The organism is uncultured Salegentibacter sp. (assembly GCF_963972535.1).
Classification (GTDB): Bacteria; Bacteroidota; Bacteroidia; order Flavobacteriales; family Flavobacteriaceae; genus Salegentibacter.
Map to the genome: position 1 here is coordinate 1 of NZ_CAXAVR010000011.1, position 15,112 is coordinate 15,112.

The window sequence follows — 15,112 nt, forward strand, 5'->3', positions numbered from 1 at the left end:
AAAGGTTTGGTGAATATTCTTGGTGGTTGCTGTGGTACCACACCAGAGCATATTAAAGCTATTGCTGAAATTGCCAAAGATTATAACCCAAGAAAAATAGTGAAACCTGAATTTTCCACCGCATTATGATAGAAACAGTGAATCAAGAAAATATACAGGAAGAAATTTCCCCGGAAAAAGAACAACAAGAGATTAGGCCTTTAAAATTATCTGGTCTCGAACCTTTAATAATTACCCCCGATAGCAATTTTGTAAATGTTGGGGAAAGGACTAATGTAGCGGGTTCCAAAAAATTCCTTCGCCTAATTAAAGAGGAGAATTTTGAAGAAGCCCTGGAAGTAGCAAGAGACCAGGTAGACGGTGGGGCCCAGATTATCGACATTAATATGGACGATGGTCTTATTGAAGGCAAAGAGGCGATGGTGAAATTCCTTAACCTTATTGTTGCCGAGCCCGATATTGCCCGGGTTCCTATTATGATAGATAGTTCTAAATGGGAAATTATTGAAGCCGGCTTACAGGTAGTGCAGGGGAAATGTGTAGTGAATTCTATAAGCCTTAAAGAGGGCGAAGAAGAATTTATAGAACACGCTAAAAAAATAAAGCGTTACGGTGCAGCCGTAATTGTTATGGCTTTTGATGAAGTTGGGCAAGCCGATAATTATGAACGTAGAATTGAAATTGCAAAACGTTCCTACGACATTTTGGTTGATAAAGTGAAATTTCCACCAGAAGACATAATCTTCGACCTTAATATTTTTCCTGTAGGAACGGGGATGGACGAGCATAAACGCAATGCCATAGATTTTATTGAAGGAACGCGTTGGGTAAAAGAAAACCTTCCGCATTGCAGTATTAGTGGTGGTGTGAGTAATGTTTCATTTTCTTTCCGCGGAAATAACCCGGTGCGGGAAGCGATGCATTCGGTGTTCTTGTATTACGCGATTAAGGCAGGAATGAATATCGGGATTGTAAATCCTGCGCTTTTAGAAGTATATGATAATATTCCCAAAGACCTTTTAGAACACGTAGAAGATGTAATTCTTGACAAAAGGGAAGACGCTACCGAGCGTTTACTTGAATTTGCTGAAACCGTAGTGGGTTCTAAAAAAGCAAGCAAAGTAGATCTTTCGTGGAGGGAAAATCCGCTTCAGGACAGGATTACTCACGCTTTGGTAAAAGGAATAGACGCTTATATTTTAGAGGATATAGAACAGGCCCGCCAGGAAGCCAGCAAACCTATCGAAGTAATTGAAGGTCATTTAATGATTGGAATGAACGTGGTAGGCGATCTTTTTGGAAGCGGAAAAATGTTCCTTCCGCAGGTAGTAAAATCGGCCAGGGTAATGAAGAAAGCAGTGGCTTACCTTCTTCCTTATATTGAAGAAGCAAAAGAAGCCCCCCAACCCCCGAAGGGGGAGCGCTATTGGCAAACGGCTGAACCGGCACTCTACGGTTTAATGAAAGAATTTGCTAAAAAGCACCGATATAACCAGCCAACCGAAGCTGAAACTGTTCTTTGGGAATCATTAAAAAATAAGCAACTTGAAGGATTTAAGTTTAGAAGACAGCATATTATTGGAAGCTATATAGCCGATTTTGTTTGTCTTAAAAAGAAACTTGTAATAGAAGTTGATGGTTTAATCCATCAATTACCCGAAAATAAAAAAAGTGATAAGGAGAGGACGGCTTGGCTAAAAGAGCACGAATTCCGTGTGATTAGGTTTACCAATGAAGAAGTGCTTGGCAATTTAGATCAGGTATTGGATAAAATTTTACGTACGCTTAAGAAAGCTCCCCCATCGGGGGCGGGGGGGGCAGGAAAAGTCCTTATGGCTACGGTTAAAGGAGATGTGCACGATATTGGGAAGAATATTGTAAGTGTGGTTTTGGGCTGTAATAATTACGAAATTATTGACCTGGGCGTAATGGTGCCTCCGGAAAAAATTATAGAAACTGCAAAAGCTGAAGGTGTTGATGCCATTGGTCTCAGCGGATTAATAACACCTTCTTTAGACGAGATGGTGTTTTTAGCCAAGGAAATGGAACGCCAGAATTTTGACGTGCCTTTACTTATTGGTGGCGCCACGACTTCAAAAGCGCATACGGCGGTAAAAATAGACCCGCAGTATAAAAATGCGGTTGCTCATGTGAACGATGCATCGCGTGCTGTCACGGTAATTGGGGATCTTTTAAAGGAAGAAACACGCACTAAATATATGAGCGATCTTAAAGCCGAATATGATAAATTCAGGCTTAATTTTAAGAAAAGAAGTAAAGTGAAATCTTTTCTTTCAATTGAAGAGGCGCGAAAAAATAAGTATTCCATAGACTGGAAATCAACCCAGATTACAGAGCCAAACAAAATAGGAATTCAGCAAATAGATAATTTCGATTTAAAGGAACTGGAAGCTTTTATAGACTGGAGCCCATTTTTTAGAAGCTGGGATCTCCACGGGCGTTATCCGGATATTTTAACCGATAAAGTGGTGGGGGAACAGGCAACTTCTTTGTTCAAAGATGCAAAAGTTTTACTGAAAAGAATTCTGGATGAAAAGTTACTAAAAGCGAAAGCTGTCTACGGATTATTTCCGGCGAATACGGTTAATGATGATGATATTGAAGTGGAATATGAAGAAAATTCCGAAGAAAAAAAGATGCTTTTCAGAACGCTTCGGCAGCAATTAAAAAAACACGGCGGAAAGCCAAATTTTGCACTTTCCGACTTTATTGCGCCAAAGGAAAGCGGAATCCAGGATTATATAGGTTGTTTTTGTGTGACTACAGGTTTTGGTACTGCAGAATTAGCTAAAAAGTTTGAGGAAGATTTTGACGATTATAATTCAATAATGATAAAAGCCCTTGCCGATCGTCTCGCAGAAGCTTTTGCTGAATATTTACACAAAAAAATAAGACGGGAAGACTGGGGCTACGCGCCCGAAGAGAATTTAAGCAACCAGGAATTAATAAAAGAAACTTATAAAGGAATTCGCCCAGCTCCGGGTTATCCTGCCTGCCCAGATCATTTAGAGAAAATAAGTATTTGGGAAATTTTAAAGGTAAAGGAACGAATTGGAGTTGAACTTACCGAAAGTTTAGCGATGTGGCCGGCTGCGAGTGTAAGCGGATATTATTTTGCCAATCCCGAAGCGCGTTATTTTGGCCTGGGAAAAATTAAAGATGACCAGGTGAAAGATTTTGCTGAAAGAAAAGGAATTCCGCTGAAAAAGGCCGAAAAATGGCTTAATCCAAATATTGCAGATTAAGAGCTCTTGCTAGCCTCCCCAAAGGGAAGGAATCGGAAAAAATAAATTTAGATTAATTAATAATCCAACCAATATTTTCCTATTGGATAAAGAACTGGGAAGTATTTATGAAAGTAACAGAACATATAAACCGGGCAAAAGGAGAAACATTGTTTTCTTTTGAAATTGTTCCGCCGCAAAAAGGAAGAAGTATACAGGATCTTTATAATAATATAGATCCACTAATGGAATTTAATCCGCCGTTTATAGATGTAACTACCTCGCGGGAAGAACACGTTTACATTAAAAAAGATGATGGTTTACTGGAAAGAAAGATTACCCGTATGCGCCCGGGTACGGTTGGTATTTGTGCTGCAATAAAGCAAAAATATAATGTAGACACCATTCCGCATGTGCTCTGTGGAGGGTTTACCCGTGAAGAAACCGAGTATTTACTGGTAGACTGTCACTATTTGGGGATTGAAAATGTAATGGCACTTCGCGGGGATGCTATGAAACACCAACGCTATTTTGAACCAACCCACGGGGGGAATTGTTTTGCCAGTGAATTGGTAACCCAAATTAAAGATTTGGGAGAAGGAAAATATTTAAACGAAGTTATTGAATCTAATAACAATGCCGATTTTTGTATTGGCGTGGCCGGTTATCCTGAGAAACACCTGGAAGCTCCTTCTTTACAAACAGATCTAAAACGCCTTAAGGAGAAAATTAATGCAGGCGCAGATTATGTGGTTACACAAATGTTTTTTAATAATAAAGCTTACTTTGATTTTGTAGAACAGGCAAGGGAAGCAGGAATTACTGTTCCCATTATTCCCGGTATTAAACCCATAGCCGTTAAGAGGCATTTGCAATTATTACCACAGGTTTTCAGCATAGATATACCCGAGGATTTAATTAAAAATGTAGAAGCCTGTAAAGATAATAAAGAGGTAAGGAAAGTTGGTATTGAATGGGCCATATCACAATCTAAGGAACTGAAAGCTGCCGGCGTTCCTGTTTTGCATTATTATTCAATGGGAAAAAGTACTAATATTCAAAAAATTGCGAAAGCGGTTTTTTAAAATATTAGGCTACATTTGCGGGTAATGAAGAAAATTACCGCCCTTATTTTTCTTTTGAGCATTTTTAATAGTTCTGCCCAGGAGTTCGGGAAGAACTATTATTCTTTTGATGCCTTTTATTTCTACGGAACCATTGCCGAACATAATCCTGATATTGCCCATTTAATTACCGGGCATCCAACAGGTTTAATTCTTGGTTTTAATAAAAAAAGTTTCGGATTTGAAGATTGGGAAAAGCGCTATAATTATCCCGATGTTGGCGCTTCTTTTACCTATCAGGATATGAAAAATCCCAGTTTAGGTGAAAATTACGGACTCTATGCGCATATGAATTTCTACCTTTTTAAAAGAAATTTAATGTTTAGAATAGGGCAGGGCCTGGCGTATGCTTCCAATCCATATCATCCAGATGATAATTATAAGAATAATGCCTACGGTTCGCGCTTGCTAAGTTCTACTTACTTAATGGCGAATTACAAAAAAGAAAACATTTTTGAAGGTTTGGGACTACAGGCCGGGCTTTCTTTGATTCATTATTCCAACGCCGATTTTAAATCGCCGAATGCCAGTACAAATACCATCACTTTTAACCTGGGAGTAAATTATGCTTTAGATCATCAAAATCTGCCCAATTATATTCCAAAAGGGCCAAGAGAAAAATATACAGAACCCATTCATTTTAATTTTGTGTTGCGAAGTGGCGTAAATACTATGGGAATTATCGGTTCTAAACAGTATCCGTTCTTAACTTTTTCAGCTTATGCCGATAAGGTGCTTAATCATAAAAGTACACTGCAAGCTGGAACCGAAGTTTTCTTTTCCAAAGCTATGGAAGAACGTATTTATTACCAGTCGGTAGCTTTTCCTTCCGGAAATACCACCGGGGACGAAGATTCTAAACGGGTTGGGGTTTTTGTTGGGCACCAATTAAACTTCAATAAATTATCGGTGATCGCGCATTTGGGATATTATGCATATTATCCCTACGAGCATTTTGTAGATCAATTATATAATAGGGTTGGTCTGCAAAGAAAAATCACCGAAGATCTTTGGGCATCGCTTACCGTTCGCTCTCATTATGCGAATGCCGAAGCAGTAGAATTTTCAATAGGATATCGTTTATGAAAAAGCAGGTTTTAGGAATAGCGATATTGATTTTTAGCTTTTTCGGCTGTGATTCTGAAGAAGCACCGACTTGTGTACAAACTTCCGGGGAAATTATTACTGAAGAATTTAGCGTGGATGCTTTTGAAGAAATTATAGTTTATGAACGCGTAAAATTGTTTATTGAACAGGGCGATGAATATAAAGTGAAGATCGAAACGGGGGAAAATCTGCTTGAAAATGTTTTTGCTGAAGTTGTAGATAACCGACTTGAACTGAGAAATGAAAATTCCTGTAATCTTTTTAGAGATTACGAGATCACTAAAATTTATGTCACTACGCAGAGTTTAAACTGGTTGCAAAACAGCAGCGGCAGCGCGATTGAAAGTGTGGGAACGCTTAATTTTCCTGAGCTTTGGTTGCGCTCATTTAACCAGGAACGAGATCCCGAAATTCATACCAATGGTGATTTTATCCTTGATCTTGAGGTTGAAAACCTAAGAATTACTAACGATAATATTTCTAATTATTTCCTATCCGGAAATGCCGAAAATGTAAACCTTTTCTTTGCAAATGGAGACGGCAGGCTGGAAGCCGGTGAGTTGATTGTTCAGCATTATGATGTTTTACACCGTGGAACCAACAAATTAATTATCAATCCGCAGCAATCTTTAAAAGGTGATATTTTTGGTTTTGGAGATATAATTTCAAAAAACCGTCCACCGGAAGTTGATATTGAAGAACACTACACCGGCCGACTTATATTTGAAGCCCCCTAACCCCCGAAGGGGGGACTCTCAGCGTTTCGGAAATGATTCCCTGAAATATAATTACTTTAATTTTTAAAAAAAATCTTTGCAAATAAGATCAAACTAAACTCCCCCTTTGGGGGCCTGGGGGGCTGTAAGTTCCGCGAAGAGACTTTCTAAATTCTTTGTTTTTTGATTTAACTGAAGCGTTTTTAATCCGTTATCGTGGGCAAAATCGAATACTGCGGGACGCATATCTTTTTTGGTGTCGAATGTAAGTTCATAGGCAAATCCGCCTATATTTTTAGCTGAAATTAGGTTTGGAATTTTCTGAATGGCCACTTGCTCCACCCTGTAATCGAATTCCACTAAAATAACCTGTTCATTTTCTTCCCTTAAATCTTTTAAATTTTTATCGGCAACTACCTTTCCTTTATTAATAATAATCACACGGTCACAAACGGCTTCAACTTCCTGCATAATATGAGTAGAAAGAAAGATGGTTTTTCCAGATTTTTCCTTTCCAATATTCTTAATAAGATTCCTTATCTCTACTAATTGATTGGGATCTAATCCAGTAGTAGGTTCGTCTAAAATCAAAACCTGGGGATCGTGTAGCAGGGCAGTGGCGAGACCAACACGTTGGCGATAACCTTTAGAGAGCTGCTCTATTTTTTTATTGGCTTCGGGTTTTAGCCCTGTGAGTTCTATTATTTGCTCAATTCGGGATTTATCGGTCTTAAAGATCCTGGAATTAAATTCCAGGTATTCCCGAACGTACATTTCAGTATATAATGGATTGTGTTCGGGCAGATACCCAATTTGCTGTTGAATTTTATGTAAATCGTCATCCAGGGAAATTCCATTTACTTCTGCTTTTCCTTCTGAAGCACTTAAATAACCAGTAAGGATTTTCATTAAAGTGGATTTTCCGGCACCGTTTGGCCCCAAAAAACTAACAATCTCTCCTTTGTTCAGCTTAAAAGAAACGGAATCCAGCGCCTTTTGTTCGCCATAAAATTTTGAAATTCCCTCAACGTGAATAGACATAGCAAGCATTTTTTCAAAAGTAAGGATTTTTAACGCGCCAATAATAGTTCAAAATTAGATATAACAGGTTTCAGAAAAGTTATTCCGTTAGGAATTTCGGAATTACTAAGTGATTATTTTAAAAGCTATTATAAATCTTTCGATGAATCTTTATAAAAAAAATCAAGTCTGTAAAAAGCTTATGAAAGCTTAAAAAAATCTAAAAAATGGTTTTTGTTTAGGTAATAATATTCTAATTTAGCCCCATAACAACGAAACAATGAATCACTTAATTAGCTGGAACGCATTTTACTTTTTTTATTTCTATTTCAGAGATAGGAACGGGAATGCTATGTAATTAAGTAAGAAATTATATAAAAAAGTCCCGATAAACATCGGGACTTTTTTTTTACTCGATATCGAGATTAATTAGAAATTAATGGATAAAATTATCGCAATTCAGGGAGTGCAAGGCTCATTTCACCATTTGGTGGCCCAGGAATATTACCACCAGGAGGTTGAGGTTTTAGAGTGCATGTCTTTTGCCGAACTTACCAAAAGCATTTTAAATGGGGATGCCACCGAAGGTGTGATGGCTATAGAAAACTCTATCGCCGGATCAATTTTGCCGAATTATGCTTTGATAGATGAGAATAATCTAAAAGTGGTAGGTGAGCATTACATCCCGATAGATATGAATTTTATGGCACTGCCTGGACAAAAAATAGAGAACATTAAAAAAGTCTATTCGCACCCTATGGCGCTTTTACAGTGTAAGGAATTCTTTAAAAAGCATCCGCATATTAAATTAATTGAAGACAGTGATACGGCCGAAGTTGCCCGAAGAATTTCAGAAAAGGGTAGTACAAAAGTTGCGGCGGTGGCTAGTAAAGCGGCAGCGGGATTATTCGGATTGGAAATTCTTGCAGAAAGTATTCATACCAAGAAAAGCAATGCGACTCGTTTTTTGATTATCAGTACTAAGAAAAAAGAGCCAAATGGCGATAAAATAGATAAAGCTTCTTTAAAATTTGAATTGGAAAGTAGGCGTGGTAGCCTGGTTTCAGTATTGAATATTTTACGGGATTTCAATCTGGATATGACCAAAATACAGAGTATGCCCATTATAGAATTTCCGTGGAAATATTCATTTTTTATCGATGTGACTTTTGAAGATTATTCCGAATTCCAGAAAGCGATGGATATTCTAGAAGTAATGACCGAGCGATTAACAATTTTAGGAACCTACAAAAACAGTTTGTAATGATAGAGCAGGCAAAAAGGTTGAGCAACGTAAAAGAGTACTATTTTTCTACAAAATTGAAGGAAGTGCGTGCAATGGCAGCTGCCGGAAAAGATATTATTAATCTTGGTATTGGTAGCCCAGATTTGGCGCCACCGCAACAGGTTATCTCAGCTTTAAACTCAGCTTTGGTAAATACCGGTGCTCACCAATATCAGCCGTATAAAGGCACGCCAGATTTTAGAAATGCCATTGCTGAATTTTACCAAAATCATTACCAGGTTTCTCTAGATGCTGAAACTGAAATTCTTCCGCTTATGGGGAGCAAGGAGGGAATCACTCATATTTCTATGGCTTTTTTAAATGAAGGCGATGAGGTGTTAATTCCAAATCCCGGGTATCCAACGTATTCTTCGGTTACAGAACTAGTGGGCGCAAAAGCAGTTTATTACGATTTAAATGCTGGGGGAAACTGGTTGCCGAATTTAGAAGAATTGGCAAAGAAAGATTTAAGCAAAGTTAAATTGATGTGGGTGAATTATCCGCATATGCCAACCGGAGCTTCAGCAAACGAAAAGCTTTTTGCTGATTTGGTAAAGTTTGGAAAAGAAAATAACATCCTCATTGTAAACGATAATCCATACAGTTTTATCCTTAACGACAATCCAAAAAGTATTTTAAAAGCGGAAGACGCCAAAGATGTGATTTTAGAACTGAATTCTTTAAGCAAAAGCTTTAATATGGCGGGCTGGAGAATAGGAATGCTCTGCGGAAGCGAGAAAAATCTAAACACTGTTTTAAAAGTAAAAACCAATATGGATAGTGGAATGTTTTATCCACTTCAGGCTGGTGCTGCAGCTGCTTTGCGTTTAAACGGAGATTGGTTTTCTGCCCAAAATAAGGTTTATCAAAGCAGAAAAGAAAAAGTATTGAAATTGGCTGAAGCTTTGCAATGCGAACCCGAAAAAGATCAAACCGGAATGTTTGTTTGGGCAAAGGTTCCAAAGGGAACAAACGCAGAAGCTTTTGTAGATTTTCTGCTAAATAAATACCACATTTTTACCGCGCCGGGTTTTATTTTTGGAAGTAATGGCGAAGGTTATATAAGATTTTCACTTTGCGCTACGGAAGAAAATATAAACCGGGCAATTAAAAGAATAGTAGACTAATGAAAGTTCAAATAATAGGAATAGGACTTATAGGCGGCTCTTTTGCGCTGGATATTAAATCAGCTTTTCCCGAAGCAGAAATCTTTGGAAGTGATGCCGATGAGCAAAACTTAAAAAAAGCGAAAGAACTTGGAATTATAGATCATTTTTCGATAATGGAAGATGTACAACACGCCGATGTGGTTTTGGTAGCGGTTCCCGTAGATGTAGCCAATAAAGTGGTGGCCGAAGTTTTAGATCTGGCAGGTGAAAATACCCTGGTTTTTGATGCCGGTTCTACCAAATCCGGGCTTTGTAAAGAAATCGCAAATCATCAAAACAGAAGGAACTTTTTAGCGGCTCATCCTATTGCAGGAACCGAGTTTTCCGGGCCCGAAGCAGCAATTCCTAATCTATATAGGAATAAGACCAATATTATCTGCGAGGTAGAAAAAACAGCTTTTAAACTTCAGGAAAGAGCGCTGGATATTTTTCAGAAACTGGGAATGCGAATTCGATATATGGATCCGGTTTCGCACGACAGGCATATCGCTTATGTTTCGCATTTATCGCATATAAGTTCATTTATGCTGGGAAAAACGGTTTTGGAAAAAGAACGTAACGAGCGCGATATTTTTGATTTGGCGGGCAGTGGATTTGCTTCCACGGTAAGACTTGCCAAAAGTTCTCCGGCTATGTGGTCGCCAATATTCAGGGAAAATAAAGAGAATGTGCTGGAAACTTTAACTGAATACATTAATAATCTAACGCATTTTAAAGACTTGCTGGAGAATGATGATTTCCAGGAAGTTTATAATGAAATGCAGCGCACCAATCATATTAAATCAATTTTAAACGGAATAAATTAAAAATCAGGATTAAATTTTAAATTATGGAAAACAACAAAGAACAAAGAAAGTGGCTTGACGATTTCGGATTAGACCATCCGCTAGTAATCGCAGGTCCGTGCAGCGCTGAAACCGAAGAACAGGTTTTAAAGATCGCTCACCAATTAAAAGATACCGATGCTACGGTTTTGCGTGCCGGGATTTGGAAACCCAGAACCAGACCGGGAAATTTTGAAGGTGTTGGAGCGCTAGGTTTAAAATGGCTGAAAAAGGCCAAAGAAGAAACCGGGATGCTAACCACTACCGAAGTTGCGAATGCACACCACGTGGACCTTGCTTTAGAAAACGATGTTGATATTCTTTGGATTGGAGCCAGAACAACGGTTTCGCCATTTATTGTTCAGGATATCGCTGATGCTCTTAAGGGCACCGATAAAACTGTATTGGTGAAAAACCCGGTAAATCCAGACCTTTCACTTTGGTTGGGAGCTGTGGAAAGATTTCATACTGCCGATATCAAAAATTTAGGAGTAATTCACCGCGGATTTTCAGCTTACGAAAAAACCAAGTACAGAAATAACCCTGAATGGCAGATCGCTATTGAGCTTCAGAATAAATTTCCAGATCTTCCTTTAATTTTAGATCCGTCACATATTGCAGGACGTAGAGACATTATTTTTGATCTTTGCCAAACCGCATTAGACCTTAATTACGACGGACTTATGGTTGAGACCCACCACACTCCCGATGATGCCTGGAGTGACGCTGCACAGCAAATCACCCCCGCAACACTAGTTCAGATTATGAAAGATTTGAAGATTAGAAAAGAGGTTTCAGAAAGTGAAGAATTTCAGAATAAATTAAGCACTTTAAGAGCTAAAATTGATGTGGCCGATAATCAATTGATCGAGCTGCTTTCAAAAAGAATGAAAATTTCTGATGAAATTGGCCAGGTGAAAAAGGCACAGAACGTTTCGGTTTTACAAACCAAAAGATGGAACGAAATTCTTGGAAATATGGTATTGGAAGGAGAGCAACACGGATTAAGCGAAGAATTTATTCTACGTTTATTCAAAGCAGTTCACCAGGAATCCATTAACCACCAGGAGAAAATTATGAAAGCTTAAGAATCTTGTTTTCCATGATTTTTGGTTTAAAGGCAAGTAGTGAATGTTGCATTTGCTATTTTAGCAAAGTGGTTGTTTGAGAAAAATTAAAGGACGTCATCCTGTCCCGAGACTTCGGGATTGTTTCCGTCAAGCTGAACTTGTTTCAGCTTCTAATATGTTAACAACTTAGATCCTGAAACGAGTTCAGGATGACGGATTAAGTTAACTTTCAAACAGCCACTTAAAAAACCATAATGTGAATGAAAGGAACCGTTTATAAATCTACCGGAAGCTGGTACCAGGTGAAAAGTGAAGCGGGAACGTTTTATGACTGCCGAATTAAAGGGAAATTCAGGATTAAAGGTATTAAAAGTACCAATCCTGTGGCCGTTGGCGATAAGGTAGAATTTGATATTGAAGATAAGGAAGGTGCAGAGCAAGGAGTGATCAAAAAGATTGAAAAGCGGGAGAATTACATTATTCGAAAATCGGTTAATCTTTCTAAGCAAACCCATATCATTGCCTCCAATATAGATCAGGTTTTTTTACTGGTTACCCTTAATAATCCGCCTACACTTACCACTTTTATAGACCGTTTTTTAGTAACAGCTGAAGCTTACCATGTAAAAGCGGTTTTGCTTTTCAATAAAGTTGATAGCTATAATGAAGACGAACTGGTGGAGGTGAAATACCTGGCGGCCATGTATAGAAATGCAGGTTACGATTGTATAGGAATTTCAGCAACTACCGGAAAAAATGTAGATAAAGTTAAGGAGATGATGCTTGGTAAAACCAGTATGTTTGCCGGCCATAGCGGAACGGGAAAATCTACCTTAATCAATGCCATAGAACCCGGTTTAAATTTAAAAACTTCCCGGATTTCTGAACAGCATAAACAGGGACAGCATACTACTACTTTTGCTGAAATGTTTGATCTTACTTTTGATGCAAGAATTATTGATACCCCGGGAATTAAAGGTTTTGGAGTGGTAGAAATTGAGCGTGAAGAATTGGGTGATTATTTTCCTGAATTTTTCAGAATAAAACAAGATTGCAAATTTCATAATTGTTTACACCTGGAGGAACCAAAATGCGCTGTAAAAGATGCCCTGGAAGAAGGTAAAATTGCCTGGAGCCGTTATAAAAGTTATTTACAAATTTTGGAAGGAGAAGAAGACAATTACAGAACAGATATTTATCCAAAGAAATGAGAGTAGTTTTACAGCGGGTTTCTAAAGCTTCAGTACAAATAAACCACGAAATTAATGCGGTAATACGCACCGGATTATTGATCTTATTAGGAATAGAAAATGAAGACTCGCAGGAAGATATTGACTGGCTTTGCAATAAAATAGTAAAAATGCGCATTTTTAGCGATGAGAACAACGCGATGAATCTGTCTTTGTTAGATGTTGACGGCGATGCCATTGTAGTAAGTCAGTTTACATTACATGCTTCCACCAAGAAAGGGAACAGACCCAGTTTTATTAAAGCGGCCAAACCTGATGTTGCGGTTCCACTCTATGAAAAATTTATTGAGAAATTTGAAGAAACTTTAGGAAAACCAGTGGGAACCGGAGAATTTGGTGCAGATATGAAGGTGGAATTAATTAATGATGGGCCGGTAACAATAATTGTAGATTCTAAACAAAGGGAATAAAATGAACATAGAAAACGCGCAAAAAGCTGTAGACGATTGGATAAATGAACACGGAGTTCGATATTTTAACGAGCTTACCAATATGGCGCAACTTACCGAAGAAGTAGGCGAAGTTGCCCGAATTATTGCACGCCGTTATGGTGAACAAAGTGAAAAAGAATCTGATAAAGATAAAGATTTAGGAGAAGAGCTTGCAGATGTAATGTTTGTAGTGCTTTGTCTTGCCAATCAAACCGGGGTTGATCTCCAGGAAGCTTTTGATAAAAAACTGGATTTAAAAACTAAAAGAGATCACGACAGGCATCATAACAACGAAAAGTTAAAATAATGAAATTCAAAGAGATGATTTCGCAAAAAGCCTTCTGGAAATCGGTTTTATTCCTCGGCCTGGGCTTTCTAATTGTGTATGATATTGTAAGTATGCTGTTTGAATACGGCGGATTTCATTTTGAAGCCTATTTCACTGAACGTACAGAAGATGGGAAGTTATTTCGCTTTATTGTGGGCCAATTTCTTGCAGCTTTTGTTTATGGATTCATCATTTCGTTTGGGCAATTCAGGGCAAAAAAAAAGAAGGATGCTGAAAATTAATATAAGCAATTAATGAACTTAGAAATTTCAAATACAAAGAAGCACCTTAGCGGCACTATAAAAGTTACCGGTTCTAAAAGTGAATCTAACCGTTTACTAATTCTACAGGCTTTATATCCAAATTTAAAGATTAGTAATCTTTCTAATAGTGACGATACCCATTATTTGCAAAAAGCTTTAAAAAGTGAAGAAGAATTAGTAGATATTCATCACGCGGGTACGGCAATGCGATTTCTAACGGCTTATTTTTCTAGCCTGGAAGGTAGGGAAGTAGTTTTAACCGGAAGTAAAAGAATGACGGAACGGCCAGTTAAACTCCTCGTAGATGCACTAAAACAAATGGGAGCCGATATTTCTTATGAAAAAAACGATGGCTACCCTCCAATTAGGATTAAAGGAAAAAAACTTACCGCAAATCGTGTTTCTTTACAGGCTAATATTAGTAGCCAGTATATTTCGGCGTTAATGCTTATTGCACCTTCACTTCCCAACGGTCTCGAAATAAATTTGGAAGGCGAAATTACTTCTACCCCTTATATTAAAATGACTTTAGAAATCTTGCAACGCGCAGGAATTAAAGGAAGTTTTGAAGGAAATACTATTAAAATTGAATCTACACAAGAATTAGAAAGGCAAACTTTAGCCGTAGAGTCAGATTGGAGTTCGGCTTCTTACTATTATAGTTTGGCCGCTATAAGTGAATCTGCCGATCTTAAATTAAGCACTTATAGAAAAACCAGTTTACAGGGAGATTCCTGCCTGGCTAAAATTTATAAGCAATTTGGTGTAACCACTAAATTTGAAAATGATCATATTATTTTAGAAAAACGTCCTGGTACAAAACCAAAACATATTGAAGAAAACCTTCAAAATTCGCCAGATATTGCCCAAACAATTGCAGTAACCTGTTTGGCCTTAAATGTACCCTGCCACCTTACCGGTTTACATACGCTAAAAATTAAAGAAACCGATAGGCTGGTCGCTCTAAAAACCGAAATTGAAAAATTTGGCAGTCAGGTAAATGTGACCCATAACAGTTTAGAACTTCTTCCGAAGCAAAATTTCTCTCAAAATGTTTCAGTAGCCACCTATAATGATCATCGTATGGCAATGGCTTTTGCGCCTTTAGGACTTAAAATTCCTTTTGAAATTGAAGATGCTGAAGTAGTTTCAAAATCATACCCGGGGTTTTGGGAAGATTTTGAAAAACTCGGTTTTAAGATTGAAAAAACTTCAGTTTAAAAGCTTTTTTCAAATAAATCCTTAAATACTTGACAACCCCTATCTTGAGATTGTATATT

15 protein-coding genes are annotated in these 15,112 nt (G+C 37.9%); 14 read left to right on the forward strand and 1 reads right to left on the reverse strand.

Features of this window, described 5'->3' with window-relative positions:
• The 5 genes from AACZ30_RS02770 to AACZ30_RS02790 form a co-directional block, all read left to right on the forward strand.
• Positions 1 to 129, forward strand: a 129-nt coding sequence (locus AACZ30_RS02770; RefSeq protein ID WP_339647727.1) for a homocysteine S-methyltransferase family protein, incomplete at its 5' end; no start/stop codon positions are given.
• A 23-nt stretch (positions 130 to 152) separates the two neighbouring features.
• Positions 153 to 3,266 (forward strand): vitamin B12 dependent-methionine synthase activation domain-containing protein, encoded by a 3,114-nt coding sequence (locus AACZ30_RS02775; RefSeq protein WP_339647728.1) that lies wholly within the window; start codon positions 153 to 155, stop codon positions 3,264 to 3,266.
• A 107-nt stretch (positions 3,267 to 3,373) separates the two neighbouring features.
• Positions 3,374 to 4,330 (forward strand): methylenetetrahydrofolate reductase [NAD(P)H], encoded by a 957-nt coding sequence (gene metF, locus AACZ30_RS02780; protein ID WP_286760881.1) that lies wholly within the window; start codon positions 3,374 to 3,376, stop codon positions 4,328 to 4,330.
• A 24-nt stretch (positions 4,331 to 4,354) separates the two neighbouring features.
• On the forward strand, positions 4,355 to 5,455 hold the full coding sequence (locus AACZ30_RS02785) for an acyloxyacyl hydrolase (protein ID WP_339647694.1): 1,101 nt from the start codon (positions 4,355 to 4,357) through the stop codon (positions 5,453 to 5,455).
• Complete coding sequence (locus AACZ30_RS02790) at positions 5,452 to 6,213, forward strand: head GIN domain-containing protein (protein ID WP_339647696.1); 762 nt, start codon at positions 5,452 to 5,454, stop codon at positions 6,211 to 6,213. Before AACZ30_RS02785 ends, AACZ30_RS02790 begins: the two co-directional genes overlap by 4 nt.
• 93 nt (positions 6,214 to 6,306) lie before the next feature.
• Here AACZ30_RS02790 and gldA read toward each other — a convergent pair whose 3' ends face one another.
• On the reverse strand, positions 6,307 to 7,242 hold the full coding sequence (gene gldA, locus AACZ30_RS02795; protein ID WP_339647698.1) for a gliding motility-associated ABC transporter ATP-binding subunit GldA: 936 nt from the start codon (positions 7,240 to 7,242) through the stop codon (positions 6,307 to 6,309).
• A gap of 409 nt (positions 7,243 to 7,651) precedes the next feature.
• On the opposite strand from gldA, the gene AACZ30_RS02800 reads away from it, so the two are divergent.
• The 9 genes from AACZ30_RS02800 (at position 7,652) to aroA (ending at position 15,053) form a co-directional block, all read left to right on the forward strand.
• Positions 7,652 to 8,476 carry a prephenate dehydratase gene (locus tag AACZ30_RS02800; protein WP_339647700.1) on the forward strand — a complete coding sequence of 275 codons (825 nt, stop codon included), beginning with the start codon at positions 7,652 to 7,654 and terminating at the stop codon, positions 8,474 to 8,476.
• Complete coding sequence (locus AACZ30_RS02805; protein ID WP_339647702.1) at positions 8,476 to 9,624, forward strand: aminotransferase class I/II-fold pyridoxal phosphate-dependent enzyme; 1,149 nt, start codon at positions 8,476 to 8,478, stop codon at positions 9,622 to 9,624. Before AACZ30_RS02800 ends, AACZ30_RS02805 begins: the two co-directional genes overlap by 1 nt.
• Positions 9,624 to 10,472 (forward strand): prephenate dehydrogenase, encoded by an 849-nt coding sequence (locus tag AACZ30_RS02810; protein ID WP_339647703.1) that lies wholly within the window; start codon positions 9,624 to 9,626, stop codon positions 10,470 to 10,472. Before AACZ30_RS02805 ends, AACZ30_RS02810 begins: the two co-directional genes overlap by 1 nt.
• Before the next feature lie 23 nt (positions 10,473 to 10,495).
• The gene (locus tag AACZ30_RS02815) at positions 10,496 to 11,578 is read left to right on the forward strand and encodes a bifunctional 3-deoxy-7-phosphoheptulonate synthase/chorismate mutase type II (RefSeq protein WP_057480513.1); all 1,083 of its coding nucleotides are present in this window, start codon (positions 10,496 to 10,498) and stop codon (positions 11,576 to 11,578) included.
• 242 nt (positions 11,579 to 11,820) lie between these two features.
• A complete protein-coding gene (gene rsgA / locus AACZ30_RS02820) occupies positions 11,821 to 12,771 on the forward strand; it encodes a ribosome small subunit-dependent GTPase A (RefSeq protein WP_339647704.1) in 951 nt (316 codons plus the stop codon).
• On the forward strand, positions 12,768 to 13,220 hold the full coding sequence (gene dtd / locus AACZ30_RS02825; RefSeq protein WP_339647705.1) for a D-aminoacyl-tRNA deacylase: 453 nt from the start codon (positions 12,768 to 12,770) through the stop codon (positions 13,218 to 13,220). Before rsgA ends, dtd begins: the two co-directional genes overlap by 4 nt.
• A gap of 1 nt (position 13,221) precedes the next feature.
• Entirely contained in the window at positions 13,222 to 13,548 is a 327-nt protein-coding gene (locus AACZ30_RS02830) for a nucleotide pyrophosphohydrolase (RefSeq protein WP_339647706.1), read from the forward strand.
• Positions 13,548 to 13,811, forward strand: coding sequence for a hypothetical protein (locus AACZ30_RS02835; RefSeq protein WP_339647707.1), 264 nt, complete (start codon positions 13,548 to 13,550; stop codon positions 13,809 to 13,811). Before AACZ30_RS02830 ends, AACZ30_RS02835 begins: the two co-directional genes overlap by 1 nt.
• Before the next feature lie 12 nt (positions 13,812 to 13,823).
• On the forward strand, positions 13,824 to 15,053 hold the full coding sequence (aroA, locus tag AACZ30_RS02840; RefSeq protein ID WP_339647708.1) for a 3-phosphoshikimate 1-carboxyvinyltransferase: 1,230 nt from the start codon (positions 13,824 to 13,826) through the stop codon (positions 15,051 to 15,053).
• The last annotated feature ends 59 nt before the right edge of the window (positions 15,054 to 15,112 follow it).